The organism is Geobacillus sp. PK12, assembly GCF_004123125.1.
GTDB classification, from domain to species: domain Bacteria; phylum Bacillota; class Bacilli; order Bacillales; family Anoxybacillaceae; genus Geobacillus; species Geobacillus zalihae.
Genome location: NZ_SDKL01000006.1, coordinates 18,108 through 32,739 on the forward strand (window position 1 = coordinate 18,108; position 14,632 = coordinate 32,739).

General features: G+C 53.1%; 10 protein-coding genes and 1 other annotated feature. All 10 genes read left to right on the forward strand.

The annotated features are described in order from the left end of the window. Positions 1-7 precede the first annotated feature (7 nt). Positions 8-171 (forward strand) — a sequence feature (ribosomal protein L10 leader region). 47 nt (positions 172-218) lie between these two features. The 10 genes from rplJ to tuf all read left to right on the forward strand — a co-directional run bounded on the left by rplJ (position 219) and on the right by tuf (position 14,521). Beyond that, entirely contained in the window at positions 219-719 is a 501-nt protein-coding gene (gene rplJ / locus ETR37_RS04095) for a 50S ribosomal protein L10 (RefSeq protein ID WP_011229610.1), read from the forward strand. Positions 720-773: 54 nt separating this feature from the next. Continuing rightward, positions 774-1,142 (forward strand): 50S ribosomal protein L7/L12, encoded by a 369-nt coding sequence (gene rplL, locus ETR37_RS04100; protein ID WP_012820484.1) that lies wholly within the window; start codon positions 774-776, stop codon positions 1,140-1,142. A 111-nt stretch (positions 1,143-1,253) separates the two neighbouring features. After that, the gene (locus tag ETR37_RS04105) at positions 1,254-1,856 is read left to right on the forward strand and encodes a class I SAM-dependent methyltransferase (protein ID WP_013143980.1); all 603 of its coding nucleotides are present in this window, start codon (positions 1,254-1,256) and stop codon (positions 1,854-1,856) included. 413 nt (positions 1,857-2,269) lie between these two features. Further along, positions 2,270-5,842 (forward strand): DNA-directed RNA polymerase subunit beta, encoded by a 3,573-nt coding sequence (rpoB, locus tag ETR37_RS04110; RefSeq protein WP_129446924.1) that lies wholly within the window; start codon positions 2,270-2,272, stop codon positions 5,840-5,842. Between the two features lie 92 nt (positions 5,843-5,934). Then, positions 5,935-9,534 (forward strand): DNA-directed RNA polymerase subunit beta', encoded by a 3,600-nt coding sequence (gene rpoC, locus ETR37_RS04115; RefSeq protein WP_025950559.1) that lies wholly within the window; start codon positions 5,935-5,937, stop codon positions 9,532-9,534. A gap of 134 nt (positions 9,535-9,668) precedes the next feature. Then, positions 9,669-9,917 (forward strand): 50S ribosomal protein L7ae-like protein, encoded by a 249-nt coding sequence (locus ETR37_RS04120; protein ID WP_011229615.1) that lies wholly within the window; start codon positions 9,669-9,671, stop codon positions 9,915-9,917. 96 nt (positions 9,918-10,013) lie between these two features. Beyond that, the gene (rpsL, locus tag ETR37_RS04125; protein WP_011229616.1) at positions 10,014-10,436 is read left to right on the forward strand and encodes a 30S ribosomal protein S12; all 423 of its coding nucleotides are present in this window, start codon (positions 10,014-10,016) and stop codon (positions 10,434-10,436) included. Positions 10,437-10,475: 39 nt separating this feature from the next. Continuing rightward, the gene (gene rpsG / locus ETR37_RS04130; RefSeq protein WP_011229617.1) at positions 10,476-10,946 is read left to right on the forward strand and encodes a 30S ribosomal protein S7; all 471 of its coding nucleotides are present in this window, start codon (positions 10,476-10,478) and stop codon (positions 10,944-10,946) included. Positions 10,947-11,126: 180 nt separating this feature from the next. Further along, complete coding sequence (gene fusA / locus ETR37_RS04135) at positions 11,127-13,205, forward strand: elongation factor G (RefSeq protein ID WP_060788513.1); 2,079 nt, start codon at positions 11,127-11,129, stop codon at positions 13,203-13,205. 128 nt (positions 13,206-13,333) lie between these two features. Further along, positions 13,334-14,521, forward strand: coding sequence for an elongation factor Tu (tuf, locus tag ETR37_RS04140; RefSeq protein ID WP_011229619.1), 1,188 nt, complete (start codon positions 13,334-13,336; stop codon positions 14,519-14,521). Positions 14,522-14,632 lie beyond the last annotated feature (111 nt).

Below are 14,632 nucleotides of genomic sequence, written 5' to 3' on the forward strand. Positions count from 1 at the left end.
GCTGAACAAATGAATATCATTTGTACCGTAGACAGTAGGTGCCTGTTTGAGGCTTAATTTCCTACCGAGGTATGTGGACGATAGAACAGCGCGCCCTGCGTCGGGGACGAGCGGCGGTGCGTTGAACGACACCTCCATGTCTACGCGGCATGGAGGTTTTTTATTGAGCAGACGGTATAAGTGGTATTCTCTCATTTTCCTTACAGGAGGTGCAGGACGTGTCGAGCGCGATTGAACTGAAAAAACAAGTGGTCGCGGAAATCGCAGACAAATTCCGGGCCAGCAAGGCAACCGTCATCGTTGATTACCGCGGCTTGAACGTGGCGGAAATGACCGAGTTGCGCAAACAGCTGCGCGAGGCAGGCGTCGAGTTTAAAGTGTACAAAAACACCTTGACCCGCCGGGCGCTCGCGGAAGTCGGCTTGGAAGGACTGGATGAAGTGTTCACCGGTCCAAATGCCATCGCCTTCAGCAATGAAGATGTCGTGGCGCCGGCAAAAATTTTAAGCGAGTTTGCGAAAACGCATGAAGCATTGGAAATCAAAGGCGGCGTCATCGAAGGGAACATCGCCAGCAAAGAAGAAATCGATGCGTTGGCGAAACTCCCGTCCCGCGAAGGGTTGCTTTCGATGTTGCTTAGCGTTCTTCAAGCCCCGATCCGCAACTTTGCGCTTGCGATTAAAGCGGTGGCTGACAAGCAAGAGGAACAAGGCGCGTAATGGCGCATCGATATGTGCTTAACAATCATTCAGAAAACAAAGGAGGAAGTTGTGATGACGAAAGAACAAATCATCGAAGCTGTGAAAAACATGACGGTATTGGAATTAAATGAATTAGTCAAAGCAATTGAAGAGGAATTCGGCGTAACAGCTGCGGCTCCGGTTGTTGTCGCGGGCGGCGCAGCAGCTGGCGCTGAAGCAGCGGCAGAAAAAACGGAATTCGACGTCATTCTTGCCGACGCCGGCGCGCAAAAAATCAAAGTCATCAAAGTCGTTCGCGAAATCACTGGCCTCGGCCTGAAAGAAGCGAAAGACTTGGTCGACAACACCCCGAAGCCGATCAAAGAAGGCATTGCGAAAGAAGAAGCAGAAGAAATCAAAGCAAAACTCGAAGAAGCTGGCGCGAAAGTCGAAATCAAGTAATGGCTGCGCCATTGAAAAAAGAGGCTTGCCCGAAGCAAGGGACGGCCTCTTTTTTGTTACACTATATAACGGAAGGCAGTGCAGCCTGTCGACAAGGAGGAGGGGATGATGATGAGCGAGCATTATTACTCAGTCAATCCGAAGTCGGAGCGAAACCCGCAAACGTGGACGTACGTGTTGCGGGGGCATGAATTCCGCTTTACGACCGACAGCGGAGTGTTTTCAAAGCGCGAAGTCGACTTTGGCACACGCCTGTTAATTGAAACGTTCGAGGAGCCGGGAGTGGCTGGGGATTTGTTGGATGTCGGCTGCGGATATGGGCCGATCGGGCTTGCCTTGGCCAAATCGTTTCCAAACCGGCGCGTTCACATGATTGATGTCAACGAGCGGGCGCTCGAACTGGCGCAGGAAAACAAGCAGGCAAACGGGATTGACAATGCGGTGATTTACAAAAGCGATCTTTTTTCGGAAGTCGGAGAACAGCGATTTGCAGCGGTCGTCACCAATCCGCCGATCCGGGCTGGCAAACGGGTCGTTTACGCGATTTTTGAACAAAGCCGCGATCATCTGCTTGATCATGGCGAGCTATGGGTCGTCATTCAAAAAAAGCAAGGCGCCCCATCGGCCTTGCAAAAGCTGAACGAATGCTTTCCCGCTGTAGAAGTCGTCGCGAAGAAAAAAGGATATTATATCATAAAGGCGAAAAAATGTTGACACCGTTTTTTTATTGTGGTAGCATTATAAAATGCTAAATATGCACATTTCCCGTGCAGAGGGGATGACGTATAATTTTGGACGCAATGGAAACAATGATAAAATCAATAAACAACGAACCATATGGTTTTCTATTGGAATAGAAACCATTTTCTTTTTTTCTCCATTCAACTCAACGCCTGGTTTCCTCGCGCCGGGAGCGTGTTAAATCCCCTAAATGAAACGGCGGTGCACGCAACGAAGCCGTTTCCGCCCGGATGGCGGGGGCCGGCTGCATGCATGCCTAGTGCTTTGCCCCGGAATGACGGAGCGGCCAGTCCGCCTTGAAGGCATTGATTGCTGAGCAGAGCGGATGATGGAGCTGTTCCGGTTCCGGTTTTCACTAATGTCTACATTTGAGGGGTGAATCACTCTTGACAGGCCGACTAGTTCAATACGGGCGACACCGCCAACGCAGAAGCTATGCACGCATCAGCGAAGTGCTGGAATTGCCGAACTTGATCGAAATTCAAACGTCCTCCTACCAATGGTTTCTCGATGAAGGGTTGCGGGAAATGTTTAGGGAAATTTCCCCGATTGAAGACTTTTCCGGCAATCTCTCGCTTGAATTTATCGACTATAGTTTAGGAGAACCGAAATATACGGTCGAAGAGGCGAAAGAACGCGACGTTACATATGCGGCGCCGCTTCGCGTCAAAGTTCGCCTGATCAATAAAGAAACGGGCGAAGTGAAGGAACAAGACGTGTTTATGGGCGATTTTCCGCTCATGACGGAAACCGGAACGTTTATTATCAATGGGGCGGAACGCGTCATCGTTTCCCAGCTCGTCCGCTCGCCAAGCGTCTATTACAGCGACAAAGTTGATAAAAACGGCAAACGCGGCTACTCGGCGACAGTGATTCCGAACCGCGGCGCATGGCTTGAATATGAAACCGATGCGAAAGACGTCGTTTACGTTCGCATCGACCGCACCCGTAAACTGCCGGTTACGGTGCTTCTCCGTGCGCTTGGGTTCAGCTCCGACCAAGAAATCATCGATCTGCTCGGTGACAACGAATACTTGCGCAATACGCTTGAAAAAGATAATACCGACAGCACGGAAAAAGCGTTGATTGAAATTTACGAGCGTCTTCGTCCGGGAGAGCCGCCGACGCTTGAGAATGCGAAAAATTTGCTGGCGTCGCGCTTTTTTGATCCGAAGCGCTATGACTTGGCGAGCGTAGGCCGTTATAAAATCAATAAAAAACTTCATATTAAAAACCGCCTGTTCAATCAGCGGCTCGCGGAAACGATCATTGATCCCGAAACCAAGGAAGTCATCGCCGAAGCTGGAGCGATGATCGACCGCCGAACGCTGAATCGCCTGCTCCCGTATTTGGAAAAAGGGGTCGGCTTACAGACATACCGCCCGGCCGAAGGGGTGGTGGACGGGGACATTTCGGTGCAAACGATCAAAATTTATGCCCCGAATGACCCGGATGGCGAAAAAGTGATCAACGTCATCGGCAACGGCTTCATCGCCGAGGATGTCAAACATATTACACCGGCTGACATCATTGCGTCGATCAGCTATTTCTTCAACTTGCTCCACGGCGTCGGCGATACGGATGACATCGACCATTTAGGCAACCGCCGCCTCCGTTCGGTCGGCGAACTATTGCAAAACCAATTCCGCATCGGCCTGTCGCGCATGGAGCGCGTCGTGCGCGAGCGCATGTCGATCCAAGATACGAACACGATTACGCCGCAGCAGCTGATCAACATCCGCCCAGTGATCGCGGCGATCAAAGAGTTTTTCGGCAGCTCGCAGCTGTCACAGTTCATGGATCAAACGAACCCATTGGCCGAACTGACGCACAAGCGGCGTCTGTCCGCGCTTGGCCCTGGCGGATTGACACGTGAGCGCGCTGGGTTTGAGGTGCGCGACGTTCACTATTCGCACTACGGGCGGATGTGTCCGATTGAAACGCCGGAAGGTCCGAACATCGGACTCATCAACTCGCTGTCCACTTACGCGAAAGTGAACAAGTTCGGCTTTATTGAAACGCCATACCGGCGCGTCGATCCGGAAACAGGGCGGGTGACGGACCAAATCGATTATTTGACAGCCGATGAAGAGGACAATTACGTTGTAGCACAGGCGAACGTACCGCTTGCGGAGGACGGCACGTTCCTTGAAGAAAACGTTGTCGCCCGTTTCCGCGGCGAGAACATCGTCGTCAAGCGCGATCGCGTCGACTACATGGACGTTTCGCCGAAGCAAGTCGTCTCGGCAGCGACAGCGTGCATCCCATTTTTGGAAAACGACGACTCGAACCGCGCGCTGATGGGAGCGAACATGCAGCGGCAAGCCGTGCCGCTGTTGGAACCGGAAGCGCCGATCGTTGGCACGGGGATGGAGTATGTTTCGGCGAAAGACTCGGGCGCAGCGGTCATTTGCAAGCACCGCGGCATCGTCGAGCGCGTCGAAGCAAAGGAAATTTGGGTGCGTCGGCTGATTGAAGTGGACGGCAAAGAAGTCAAGGGTGATCTAGATAAATATCGGTTGCTGAAATTCGTTCGTTCGAACCAAGGCACGTGCTACAACCAGCGGCCGATCGTGAAAAAAGGCGATATCGTTGAGAAGGGCGAAATTTTGGCCGATGGCCCGTCGATGGATAAGGGCGAATTGGCGCTTGGCCGCAATGTGCTTGTCGCCTTTATGACATGGGACGGTTACAACTACGAAGACGCGATCATCATGAGCGAACGGCTCGTCAAAGAAGACGTGTATACATCCATTCATATTGAAGAGTATGAAGCCGAATCGCGCGATACGAAACTCGGTCCTGAAGAAATTACGCGCGACATTCCAAACGTCGGCGAGGATGCGCTGAAAAACTTGGATGAACGCGGCATCGTCCGCATCGGCGCAGAAGTGAAAGACGGCGACTTGCTCGTCGGCAAAGTGACGCCAAAAGGAATGACCGAGCTGACGGCGGAAGAGCGGCTTTTGCACGCGATCTTCGGCGAAAAAGCGCGCGAGGTGCGTGATACGTCGTTGCGCGTCCCGCACGGCGGCGGCGGCATCGTCCTTGACGTGAAAGTGTTCAACCGCGAAGACGGCGACGAGCTTCCGCCGGGTGTCAATCAACTGGTGCGCGTCTATATTGTGCAAAAGCGGAAAATTTCCGAGGGCGACAAAATGGCAGGTCGCCACGGAAACAAAGGGGTTATTTCCCGCATTTTGCCGGAGGAAGATATGCCCTTCTTGCCGGATGGCACGCCGATTGACATCATGTTAAACCCACTCGGCGTTCCGTCGCGGATGAACATCGGGCAAGTATTTGAGCTGCACCTTGGCATGGCGGCGAAAAAACTCGGCCTGCACATCGCCTCCCCGGTCTTTGACGGGGCGACGGAGGAAGACGTTTGGAACATCCTCGAAGAAGCCGGCATGGCGCGCGATGCCAAAACGGTGCTGTATGACGGGCGGACGGGCGAACCGTTTGACAACCGCGTGTCGGTCGGGATCATGTACATGATCAAGCTTGCCCACATGGTCGACGACAAACTCCACGCTCGCTCGACCGGCCCGTACTCGCTTGTCACTCAACAGCCGCTTGGCGGCAAGGCGCAGTTCGGCGGCCAGCGCTTTGGTGAGATGGAAGTATGGGCGCTTGAGGCGTATGGGGCGGCATACACGCTGCAAGAAATTTTGACCGTCAAGTCCGACGATGTCGTCGGCCGTGTCAAAACGTACGAGGCGATCGTCAAAGGGGAAAACATTCCGGAGCCGGGTGTGCCGGAGTCGTTTAAAGTGTTGATCAAAGAGCTGCAAAGCTTGGGCATGGACGTCACGATTTTGACGAGCGATGAACAAGAAATCAACATGGAAAACTTTGATGATGATGATGACCATGCACCGGATGCCATCATGGTGGACGTCAAACCGGCCGAACGGGAAGAAGCCGGCGAAGAGAAAGATGCGGTGACGAAAGAATAAACCGGCCATAACGGCCAGGCGGGGAGCTGTTCCCCGCCATTGGCCGCTTGAGGGAACGGAAAACCGACGGATCAAAAAGGGAGGTATACCCCTTGCTGGATGTCAATAAATTTGAGTACATGAAAATTGGGCTCGCTTCCCCGGAGAAAATTCGTTCTTGGTCGTATGGCGAAGTCAAAAAGCCAGAGACAATCAACTATCGGACGTTAAAGCCGGAAAAAGACGGCTTGTTTTGCGAGCGCATTTTCGGTCCGACGAAAGACTGGGAATGCCATTGCGGCAAATATAAACGCGTTCGCTACAAAGGCGTCGTCTGCGACCGTTGCGGCGTCGAAGTGACGCGCTCGAAAGTCCGCCGCGAACGGATGGGCCATATCGAGCTGGCTGCCCCGGTTTCGCATATCTGGTATTTCAAAGGCATCCCGAGCCGGATGGGGTTGGTTCTTGACATGTCGCCGCGGGCGCTCGAAGAGGTCATTTATTTTGCATCCTATGTCGTCACCGACCCGGGTGATACGCCGCTTGAGAAAAAGCAGCTGTTGTCGGAAAAGGAATACCGCGCCTATCGCGAGAAGTACGGTCAATCGTTCCAAGCGTCGATGGGGGCGGAGGCGATCAAAAAGCTGCTCCAAGACATTGATTTGGATAAAGAGGTAGCCGCGCTGAAAGAAGAGCTGAAAACGGCGCAAGGGCAACGGCGCGCCCGCATCATTAAGCGGCTTGAAGTGCTTGAAGCGTTCCGCAGTTCAGGGAACGACCCGGCATGGATGGTGCTTGATGTACTGCCGGTCATTCCGCCGGAGTTGCGCCCGATGGTTCAGCTTGACGGCGGGCGGTTTGCAACATCGGATTTGAACGATTTGTACCGCCGCGTCATCAACCGTAACAACCGGCTGAAACGGCTGCTTGATCTCGGTGCGCCGAACATTATCGTCCAAAATGAGAAGCGGATGCTGCAAGAGGCGGTTGATGCTTTGATCGATAACGGCCGCCGCGGCCGTCCGGTGACCGGTCCGGGGAACCGTCCGTTAAAATCGCTTTCCCACATGCTGAAAGGGAAGCAAGGGCGCTTCCGGCAAAACTTGCTCGGCAAACGCGTTGATTATTCCGGCCGCTCCGTCATCGTCGTCGGCCCAAACTTAAAAATGTATCAATGCGGGCTGCCGAAAGAAATGGCGCTAGAGTTGTTCAAGCCGTTCGTCATGAAGGAGCTTGTGGAGCGGGGGTTGGCGCATAACATTAAAAGCGCGAAACGGAAAATCGAGCGCGTCCATCCGGAAGTGTGGGATGTGCTTGAAGATGTCATCAAAGAACATCCGGTGCTGTTAAACCGCGCTCCGACGCTGCACCGTCTCGGCATTCAGGCGTTTGAACCAACGCTTGTGGAAGGGCGGGCGATCCGTCTTCATCCGCTTGTTTGCACGGCGTACAACGCTGACTTTGACGGCGACCAAATGGCGGTGCACGTGCCGCTGTCGGCTGAGGCGCAAGCCGAAGCGCGCTTGTTGATGTTGGCGGCGCAAAACATTTTGAACCCGAAAGACGGGAAGCCGGTCGTGACACCATCACAAGACATGGTGTTGGGCAACTACTACTTGACGATGGAGCGCGAGGGAGCCATCGGCGAAGGCATGGTGTTCAAAGACACGGACGAGGCGCTGCTTGCTTACCATAACGGCTACGTCCATCTCCATTCGCGCATCGCCATTCATGCCGGTTCGCTGAAAAACGAAACGTTTACCGAAGAGCAAAACAACAAGCTGCTCTTAACGACCGTCGGAAAGCTCATTTTCAACGAAATTTTGCCGAATTCGTTCCCGTACATCAACGAGCCGACGACGGAAAACATTGAAGGGCGGACGCCGGACAAGTACTTCCTTGACAAAGGGGTCAACGTGCGCGAAGAAATTCGCAAGCGCGAACTCGTGCCGCCGTTTAAGAAAAAAGTGCTCGGGCAAATTATCGCTGAAGTGTTCAAACGGTTCAAAATCACCGAAACATCGAAGATGCTCGACCGCATGAAAGACCTTGGCTTCCAATATTCGACGAAGGCCGGCATCACGATCGGCGTGGCCGATATCGTCGTCCTGCCGGAAAAACAAGAAATTTTGGATGAAGCGCAAGCGAAAGTCGATACGGTTTTGAAGCAGTTCCGCCGCGGCTTAATTACGGACGAAGAGCGGTACGAGCGCGTCATCTCCATCTGGAGCGCGGCGAAAGACAAAATTCAAGACCGGTTGATGAAGTCGCTTGATAAACGCAACCCGATCTTTATGATGAGCGATTCCGGAGCGCGCGGGAACGCGTCGAACTTTACGCAGCTTGCGGGGATGCGCGGTTTGATGGCCAACCCGGCCGGCCGGATCATTGAGCTGCCGATCAAGTCGTCGTTCCGCGAAGGCTTGACGGTATTGGAATACTTTATCTCGACGCACGGCGCGCGAAAAGGATTGGCGGATACGGCGCTCAAAACGGCCGACTCAGGCTATCTCACGCGCCGCCTTGTCGACGTGGCCCAAGACGTCATCGTCCGCGAAGAAGATTGCGGCACCGACCGCGGCATTTTGGCGCGGGCGCTGACGGATGGCACGGAAGTTGTCGTCAAGCTTGAAGAGCGGCTTGTCGGCCGCTATGCGCACAAAACGGTGCGCCATCCGGAAACGGGCGAAGTGATCGTCCGCAAAGACGAGATGATCACCGAAGATATCGCCAATGAGATCATGAAAGCCGGCATTACGGAAGTATGGATTCGCTCCGTATTCGCCTGCAACACGCGCCATGGCGTCTGCAAAAAATGTTACGGCCGCAACATGGCGACCGGCATGGACGTCGAAGTTGGCGAAGCCGTCGGCATTATCGCCGCTCAGTCGATCGGCGAGCCGGGCACGCAGCTGACAATGCGGACGTTCCATACAGGCGGCGTCGCCGGCGACGATATCACTCAAGGTTTGCCACGGGTGCAAGAGCTGTTTGAAGCGCGCAACCCGAAAGGGCAAGCGGTCATTTCGGAAATTGACGGCACGGTCATCTCGATTAACAAAACGCGTGACAACCAATATGAAGTTGTCGTGCAAGGTGAGGTTGAAACGCGGACATATGTAGCGCCGTACAATGCGCGGCTGAAAGTCGAAGAAGGTCAGCGCGTCGAACGCGGCCAAGAGCTGACAGAAGGCTCGGTCGACCCGAAACAGTTGTTGCGCGTGCGCGATATTACATCCGTGCAAGAGTACTTGCTCCGCGAAGTGCAAAAAGTGTACCGGATGCAAGGGGTAGAAATCAGCGACAAGCATATCGAGGTCATGGTGCGGCAAATGTTGCGCAAAGTGCGCGTCATCGATGCCGGCGACACCGATGTGCTGCCGGGTACGCTTTTGGATGTTCACCAGTTTACCGATGTCAACGCCAAAGCTCTTCGCGAAGGGAAACGGCCGGCGACGGCCCGCCAGGTGTTGCTTGGCATCACGAAAGCGTCGCTTGAGACGGATTCATTCTTGTCTGCTGCTTCGTTCCAAGAAACGACGCGCGTCTTGACCGATGCAGCGATCAAAGGAAAACGTGATGAACTGCTTGGCTTAAAAGAAAACGTCATTATCGGCAAACTCGTCCCGGCTGGAACCGGTATGGCCCGCTACCGGAAAGTGAAGCCGGCCGTCAAAAAGGAAACGGCTGGCGACACGGTGTCGTCCAAATAACGCGAGCCAAGCGGCCGGCTAAGGCGCTCCTTGGCCGGCCATCATCTAATGAAAAATCCAGTTGACAATCGACAAAGAAAATGGTAGTCTAATAAAGGTGTTCCAACAACCTGGTACTTTGGAGGATATGTTACATGTCTTATGAAAAAGTATTACAGGCTGGAAAAATTGTCATTGGAACCAAACAAACGATAAGGGCTTTAAAGGAAGGGAAAGCAGCGGAAGTGATCGTGGCGGAGGATGCCGACTTGCCGATCATCGAAAAAGTGACCGCCGCCGCCAATGAGGCAAACGTGCCGGTCACAAAAGTCGATTCGATGAAAAAGCTTGGCAAGGCGTGCAAAATCCAAGTCGGTGCGGCTGCAGTGGCGATCCTTCGGTAACGTTTTGCCTTTCTCCCCTAAAACCTTTATTTGCATAAACGATGAACCACCTGGATATGTGGGCTTAAACGATACATGCGAAAGGAGGATCTTTTCATGCCTACAATCAACCAATTGGTCCGCAAAGGACGCGAGAAAAAAGTCGTGAAATCGAAATCCCCTGCGTTGAACAAAGGGTATAACAGCTTCAAAAAAGAGCAAACGAATGTGTCGTCTCCGCAAAAACGCGGCGTTTGCACGCGTGTCGGCACGATGACGCCGAAAAAACCGAACTCGGCGTTGCGGAAATACGCCCGTGTCCGCTTGACAAATGGGATTGAAGTTACGGCGTACATTCCGGGGATCGGCCATAACTTGCAAGAACACAGCGTTGTGCTCATCCGCGGCGGACGTGTCAAAGACTTGCCGGGGGTACGCTACCATATTATCCGTGGGGCGCTGGATGCTGCAGGCGTAGCGAACCGGATGCAAGGTCGTTCGAAATACGGCGCGAAAAAACCAAAAGCAGCGAAAAAATAATGAAATGAAGAGAATGTTTTCCTGAAGGGAGGAAACACTATGCCACGTAGAGGCCCTGTTGCTAAACGTGACGTACTGCCGGATCCAATTTACAATTCGAAGCTTGTTACCCGTTTGATCAATAAAATTATGATCGACGGCAAAAAATCAAAAGCGCAAAAAATTCTTTACACCGCGTTTGATATTATCCGTGAGCGCACGGGTAAAGATCCAATGGAAGTGTTTGAGCAAGCGTTGAAAAACGTGATGCCGGTGTTGGAAGTGCGCGCTCGCCGCGTTGGTGGGGCGAACTACCAAGTTCCGGTCGAGGTTCGTCCGGACCGCCGCGTTTCTCTCGGTTTGCGCTGGCTCGTGCAATATGCACGTCTTCGCAACGAAAAAACGATGGAAGAGCGCTTGGCAAATGAAATTATGGACGCTGCCAACAACACGGGTGCAGCGGTGAAAAAACGCGAAGATACACATAAAATGGCTGAAGCGAACCGCGCATTTGCCCATTACCGCTGGTAAGGAGCGCCGCCTAAAGGAAATAGGTGAGGAGGCACTGCGGTTGCCTATTCACCTATCTTCCTATATATTGCGGCCTTTCCGGTCGCGCGTGGGACAACTTCAAAGACAAGGGGATTGCGCCATCGATGGCGGCGCCATCTACTTATATTTCATATTTGAAGGAAGGAGAAAATAACCACTATGGCAAGAGAGTTCTCCTTGGAAAAGACTCGCAACATAGGGATTATGGCGCACATTGACGCCGGGAAAACGACGACGACGGAACGGATCTTGTTCTATACCGGCCGCGTTCATAAAATCGGGGAAGTGCATGAAGGTGCGGCCACGATGGACTGGATGGAACAAGAACAAGAGCGCGGAATTACGATCACGTCGGCGGCGACAACGGCGCAATGGAAAGGCCATCGCATCAATATCATCGACACGCCGGGGCACGTCGACTTTACGGTCGAGGTTGAGCGTTCGTTGCGCGTATTGGACGGGGCCATCACGGTCTTAGACGCGCAATCGGGTGTTGAACCGCAAACGGAAACCGTTTGGCGCCAAGCGACGACATATGGCGTCCCACGGATCGTGTTCGTCAACAAAATGGATAAAATCGGCGCCGATTTCTTGTATTCGGTGAAAACGCTCCATGACCGCCTGCAAGCGAACGCCCATCCGGTGCAACTGCCGATCGGTGCTGAAGATCAATTCTCCGGCATTATCGACTTGGTTGAAATGTGCGCGTACCATTACCATGATGAGCTTGGCAAAAACATTGAGCGCATTGACATTCCGGAAGAATACCGCGATATGGCAGAAGAGTACCATAACAAGCTGATTGAGGCGGTCGCTGAGCTGGACGAAGAATTAATGATGAAATATTTGGAAGGAGAAGAAATCACGGCGGAAGAGCTGAAGGCCGCGATCCGCAAAGCGACGATCAGCGTTGAATTCTTCCCGGTCTTCTGCGGCTCGGCATTCAAAAACAAAGGTGTTCAGCTGCTTCTTGACGGCGTTGTCGACTACTTGCCGTCTCCGGTTGACATCCCGGCGATTCGCGGCGTCGTTCCGGATACCGAAGAAGAAGTGACACGTGAAGCAAGCGATGACGCTCCGTTTGCCGCTTTGGCATTTAAAATCATGACTGACCCGTATGTCGGGAAATTGACGTTTATTCGCGTCTACTCTGGAACGCTTGATTCCGGTTCATATGTGATGAACACGACGAAAGGGAAGCGCGAACGGATCGGCCGCTTGCTGCAAATGCACGCGAACCACCGTCAAGAAATTTCGAAAGTCTATGCCGGTGATATTGCCGCAGCGGTAGGTTTAAAAGATACGGCGACCGGTGATACTCTATGTGATGACAAGCATCCTGTCATTTTAGAGTCGATGCAATTCCCAGAACCGGTCATTTCGGTGGCAATCGAGCCGAAGTCGAAAGCCGATCAAGACAAAATGAGCCAAGCGCTGCAAAAATTGCAAGAAGAAGACCCGACTTTCCGCGCTCACACCGACCCGGAAACGGGCCAAACGATCATCTCCGGAATGGGCGAGTTGCATCTTGACATCATCGTCGACCGGATGCGCCGCGAGTTCAAAGTCGAAGCGAACGTCGGGGCGCCGCAAGTTGCCTACCGCGAAACGTTCCGCAAATCGGCGCAAGTCGAAGGCAAATTCATCCGTCAATCCGGCGGCCGCGGTCAATACGGCCACGTTTGGATCGAATTCTCGCCGAACGAGCGCGGCAAAGGCTTCGAATTCGAGAACGCCATCGTCGGTGGGGTTGTTCCGAAAGAGTATGTGCCGGCCGTCCAAGCTGGATTGGAAGAAGCGATGCAAAACGGCGTCTTAGCCGGCTATCCGGTTGTCGACATTAAAGCGAAGCTGTTCGACGGATCGTACCACGATGTCGACTCGAGCGAAATGGCATTCAAAATCGCTGCTTCCTTGGCATTGAAAAACGCCGCGACGAAGTGCGATCCGGTTCTTTTGGAACCGATCATGAAAGTCGAAGTCGTCATCCCTGAAGAGTACCTCGGTGACATCATGGGCGACATCACGTCCCGTCGCGGCCGCATCGAGGGGATGGAAGCGCGCGGCAACGCCCAAGTCGTCCGGGCGATGGTGCCGATGGCTGAAATGTTTGGTTATGCGACATCGCTCCGTTCGAACACGCAAGGACGCGGAACGTTCTCGATGGTGTTTGACCACTATGAAGAAGTTCCGAAAAACATCGCCGATGAAATTATCAAAAAAAATAAAGGCGAATAATTGATTTCTCTTGCTAGTTTCGCTATAAATACTTATGTAAGTAAGACTTGGGAACATTTTGTTCCCAAGCATCCTATACTTACCCAACCATATAAATTCATATCTTACTTTTAAGGAGGATATCTCTCATGGCTAAAGCGAAATTTGAGCGCACGAAACCGCACGTCAACATTGGCACGATCGGCCACGTTGACCACGGGAAAACGACGTTGACAGCTGCGATCACGACGGTTTTGGCGAAACAAGGCAAAGCCGAAGCAAAAGCGTACGACCAAATCGACGCTGCTCCGGAAGAGCGTGAACGCGGGATTACGATTTCGACGGCGCACGTCGAGTATGAAACAGATGCTCGCCACTATGCGCACGTTGACTGCCCAGGCCACGCTGACTACGTTAAAAACATGATCACGGGCGCGGCGCAAATGGACGGCGCGATCCTTGTTGTATCGGCGGCTGACGGTCCGATGCCGCAAACGCGCGAACACATTCTTCTCTCCCGCCAAGTCGGTGTTCCGTACATCGTTGTATTCTTGAACAAATGCGACATGGTGGACGACGAAGAATTGCTTGAACTTGTTGAAATGGAAGTTCGCGATCTTCTCTCTGAATACGACTTCCCAGGCGATGAAGTGCCGGTCATCAAAGGTTCGGCATTAAAAGCGCTTGAAGGCGACCCGCAATGGGAAGAAAAAATCATTGAACTGATGAATGCGGTTGACGAATACATCCCGACGCCGCAACGTGAAGTGGACAAACCGTTCATGATGCCAATCGAGGACGTCTTCTCGATCACGGGCCGCGGTACGGTTGCAACAGGCCGTGTTGAACGCGGTACGTTGAAAGTTGGCGACCCGGTTGAAATCATCGGTTTGTCGGATGAGCCGAAAACGACGACCGTTACGGGTGTAGAAATGTTCCGCAAACTTCTCGATCAAGCGGAAGCCGGCGACAACATCGGTGCGCTTCTCCGCGGCGTATCTCGTGATGAAGTCGAGCGCGGCCAAGTATTGGCGAAACCTGGTTCGATCACGCCGCACACGAAATTCAAAGCGCAAGTATACGTCCTGACGAAAGAAGAAGGCGGACGCCATACTCCGTTCTTCTCGAACTACCGTCCGCAATTCTACTTCCGTACGACGGACGTAACGGGCATTATCACGCTTCCGGAAGGCGTCGAAATGGTTATGCCTGGCGACAACGTTGAAATGACGGTGGAACTGATCGCCCCGATCGCGATCGAAGAAGGTACGAAATTCTCGATCCGCGAAGGCGGCCGTACGGTCGGCGCTGGCTCTGTATCGGAAATCATCGAGTAATCACGGCAAAAAAGGGTGTCCAGCAATGGACATCCTTTTTTTGATGCCATCTTGACCGTCAGATTGGCGGCTGTGTTGAAAACGGGATGGCGGCTATGTATAATAGAAGAA

Bases quoted from the DNA above. Each gene is read 5' to 3' on its own strand.
- fusA (WP_060788513.1), top strand. From the start codon at position 11,127: ATGGCAAGAGAGTTCTCCTTGGAAAAGACTCGCAACATAGGGATTATG.
- ETR37_RS04120 (WP_011229615.1), top strand. From the start codon at position 9,669: ATGTCTTATGAAAAAGTATTACAGGCTGGAAAAATTGTCATTGGAACC.
- rpsG (WP_011229617.1), top strand. From the start codon at position 10,476: ATGCCACGTAGAGGCCCTGTTGCTAAACGTGACGTACTGCCGGATCCA.
- tuf (WP_011229619.1), top strand. From the start codon at position 13,334: ATGGCTAAAGCGAAATTTGAGCGCACGAAACCGCACGTCAACATTGGC.
- ETR37_RS04105 (WP_013143980.1), top strand. From the start codon at position 1,254: ATGAGCGAGCATTATTACTCAGTCAATCCGAAGTCGGAGCGAAACCCG.
- rplL (WP_012820484.1), top strand. From the start codon at position 774: ATGACGAAAGAACAAATCATCGAAGCTGTGAAAAACATGACGGTATTG.
- rpsL (WP_011229616.1), top strand. From the start codon at position 10,014: ATGCCTACAATCAACCAATTGGTCCGCAAAGGACGCGAGAAAAAAGTC.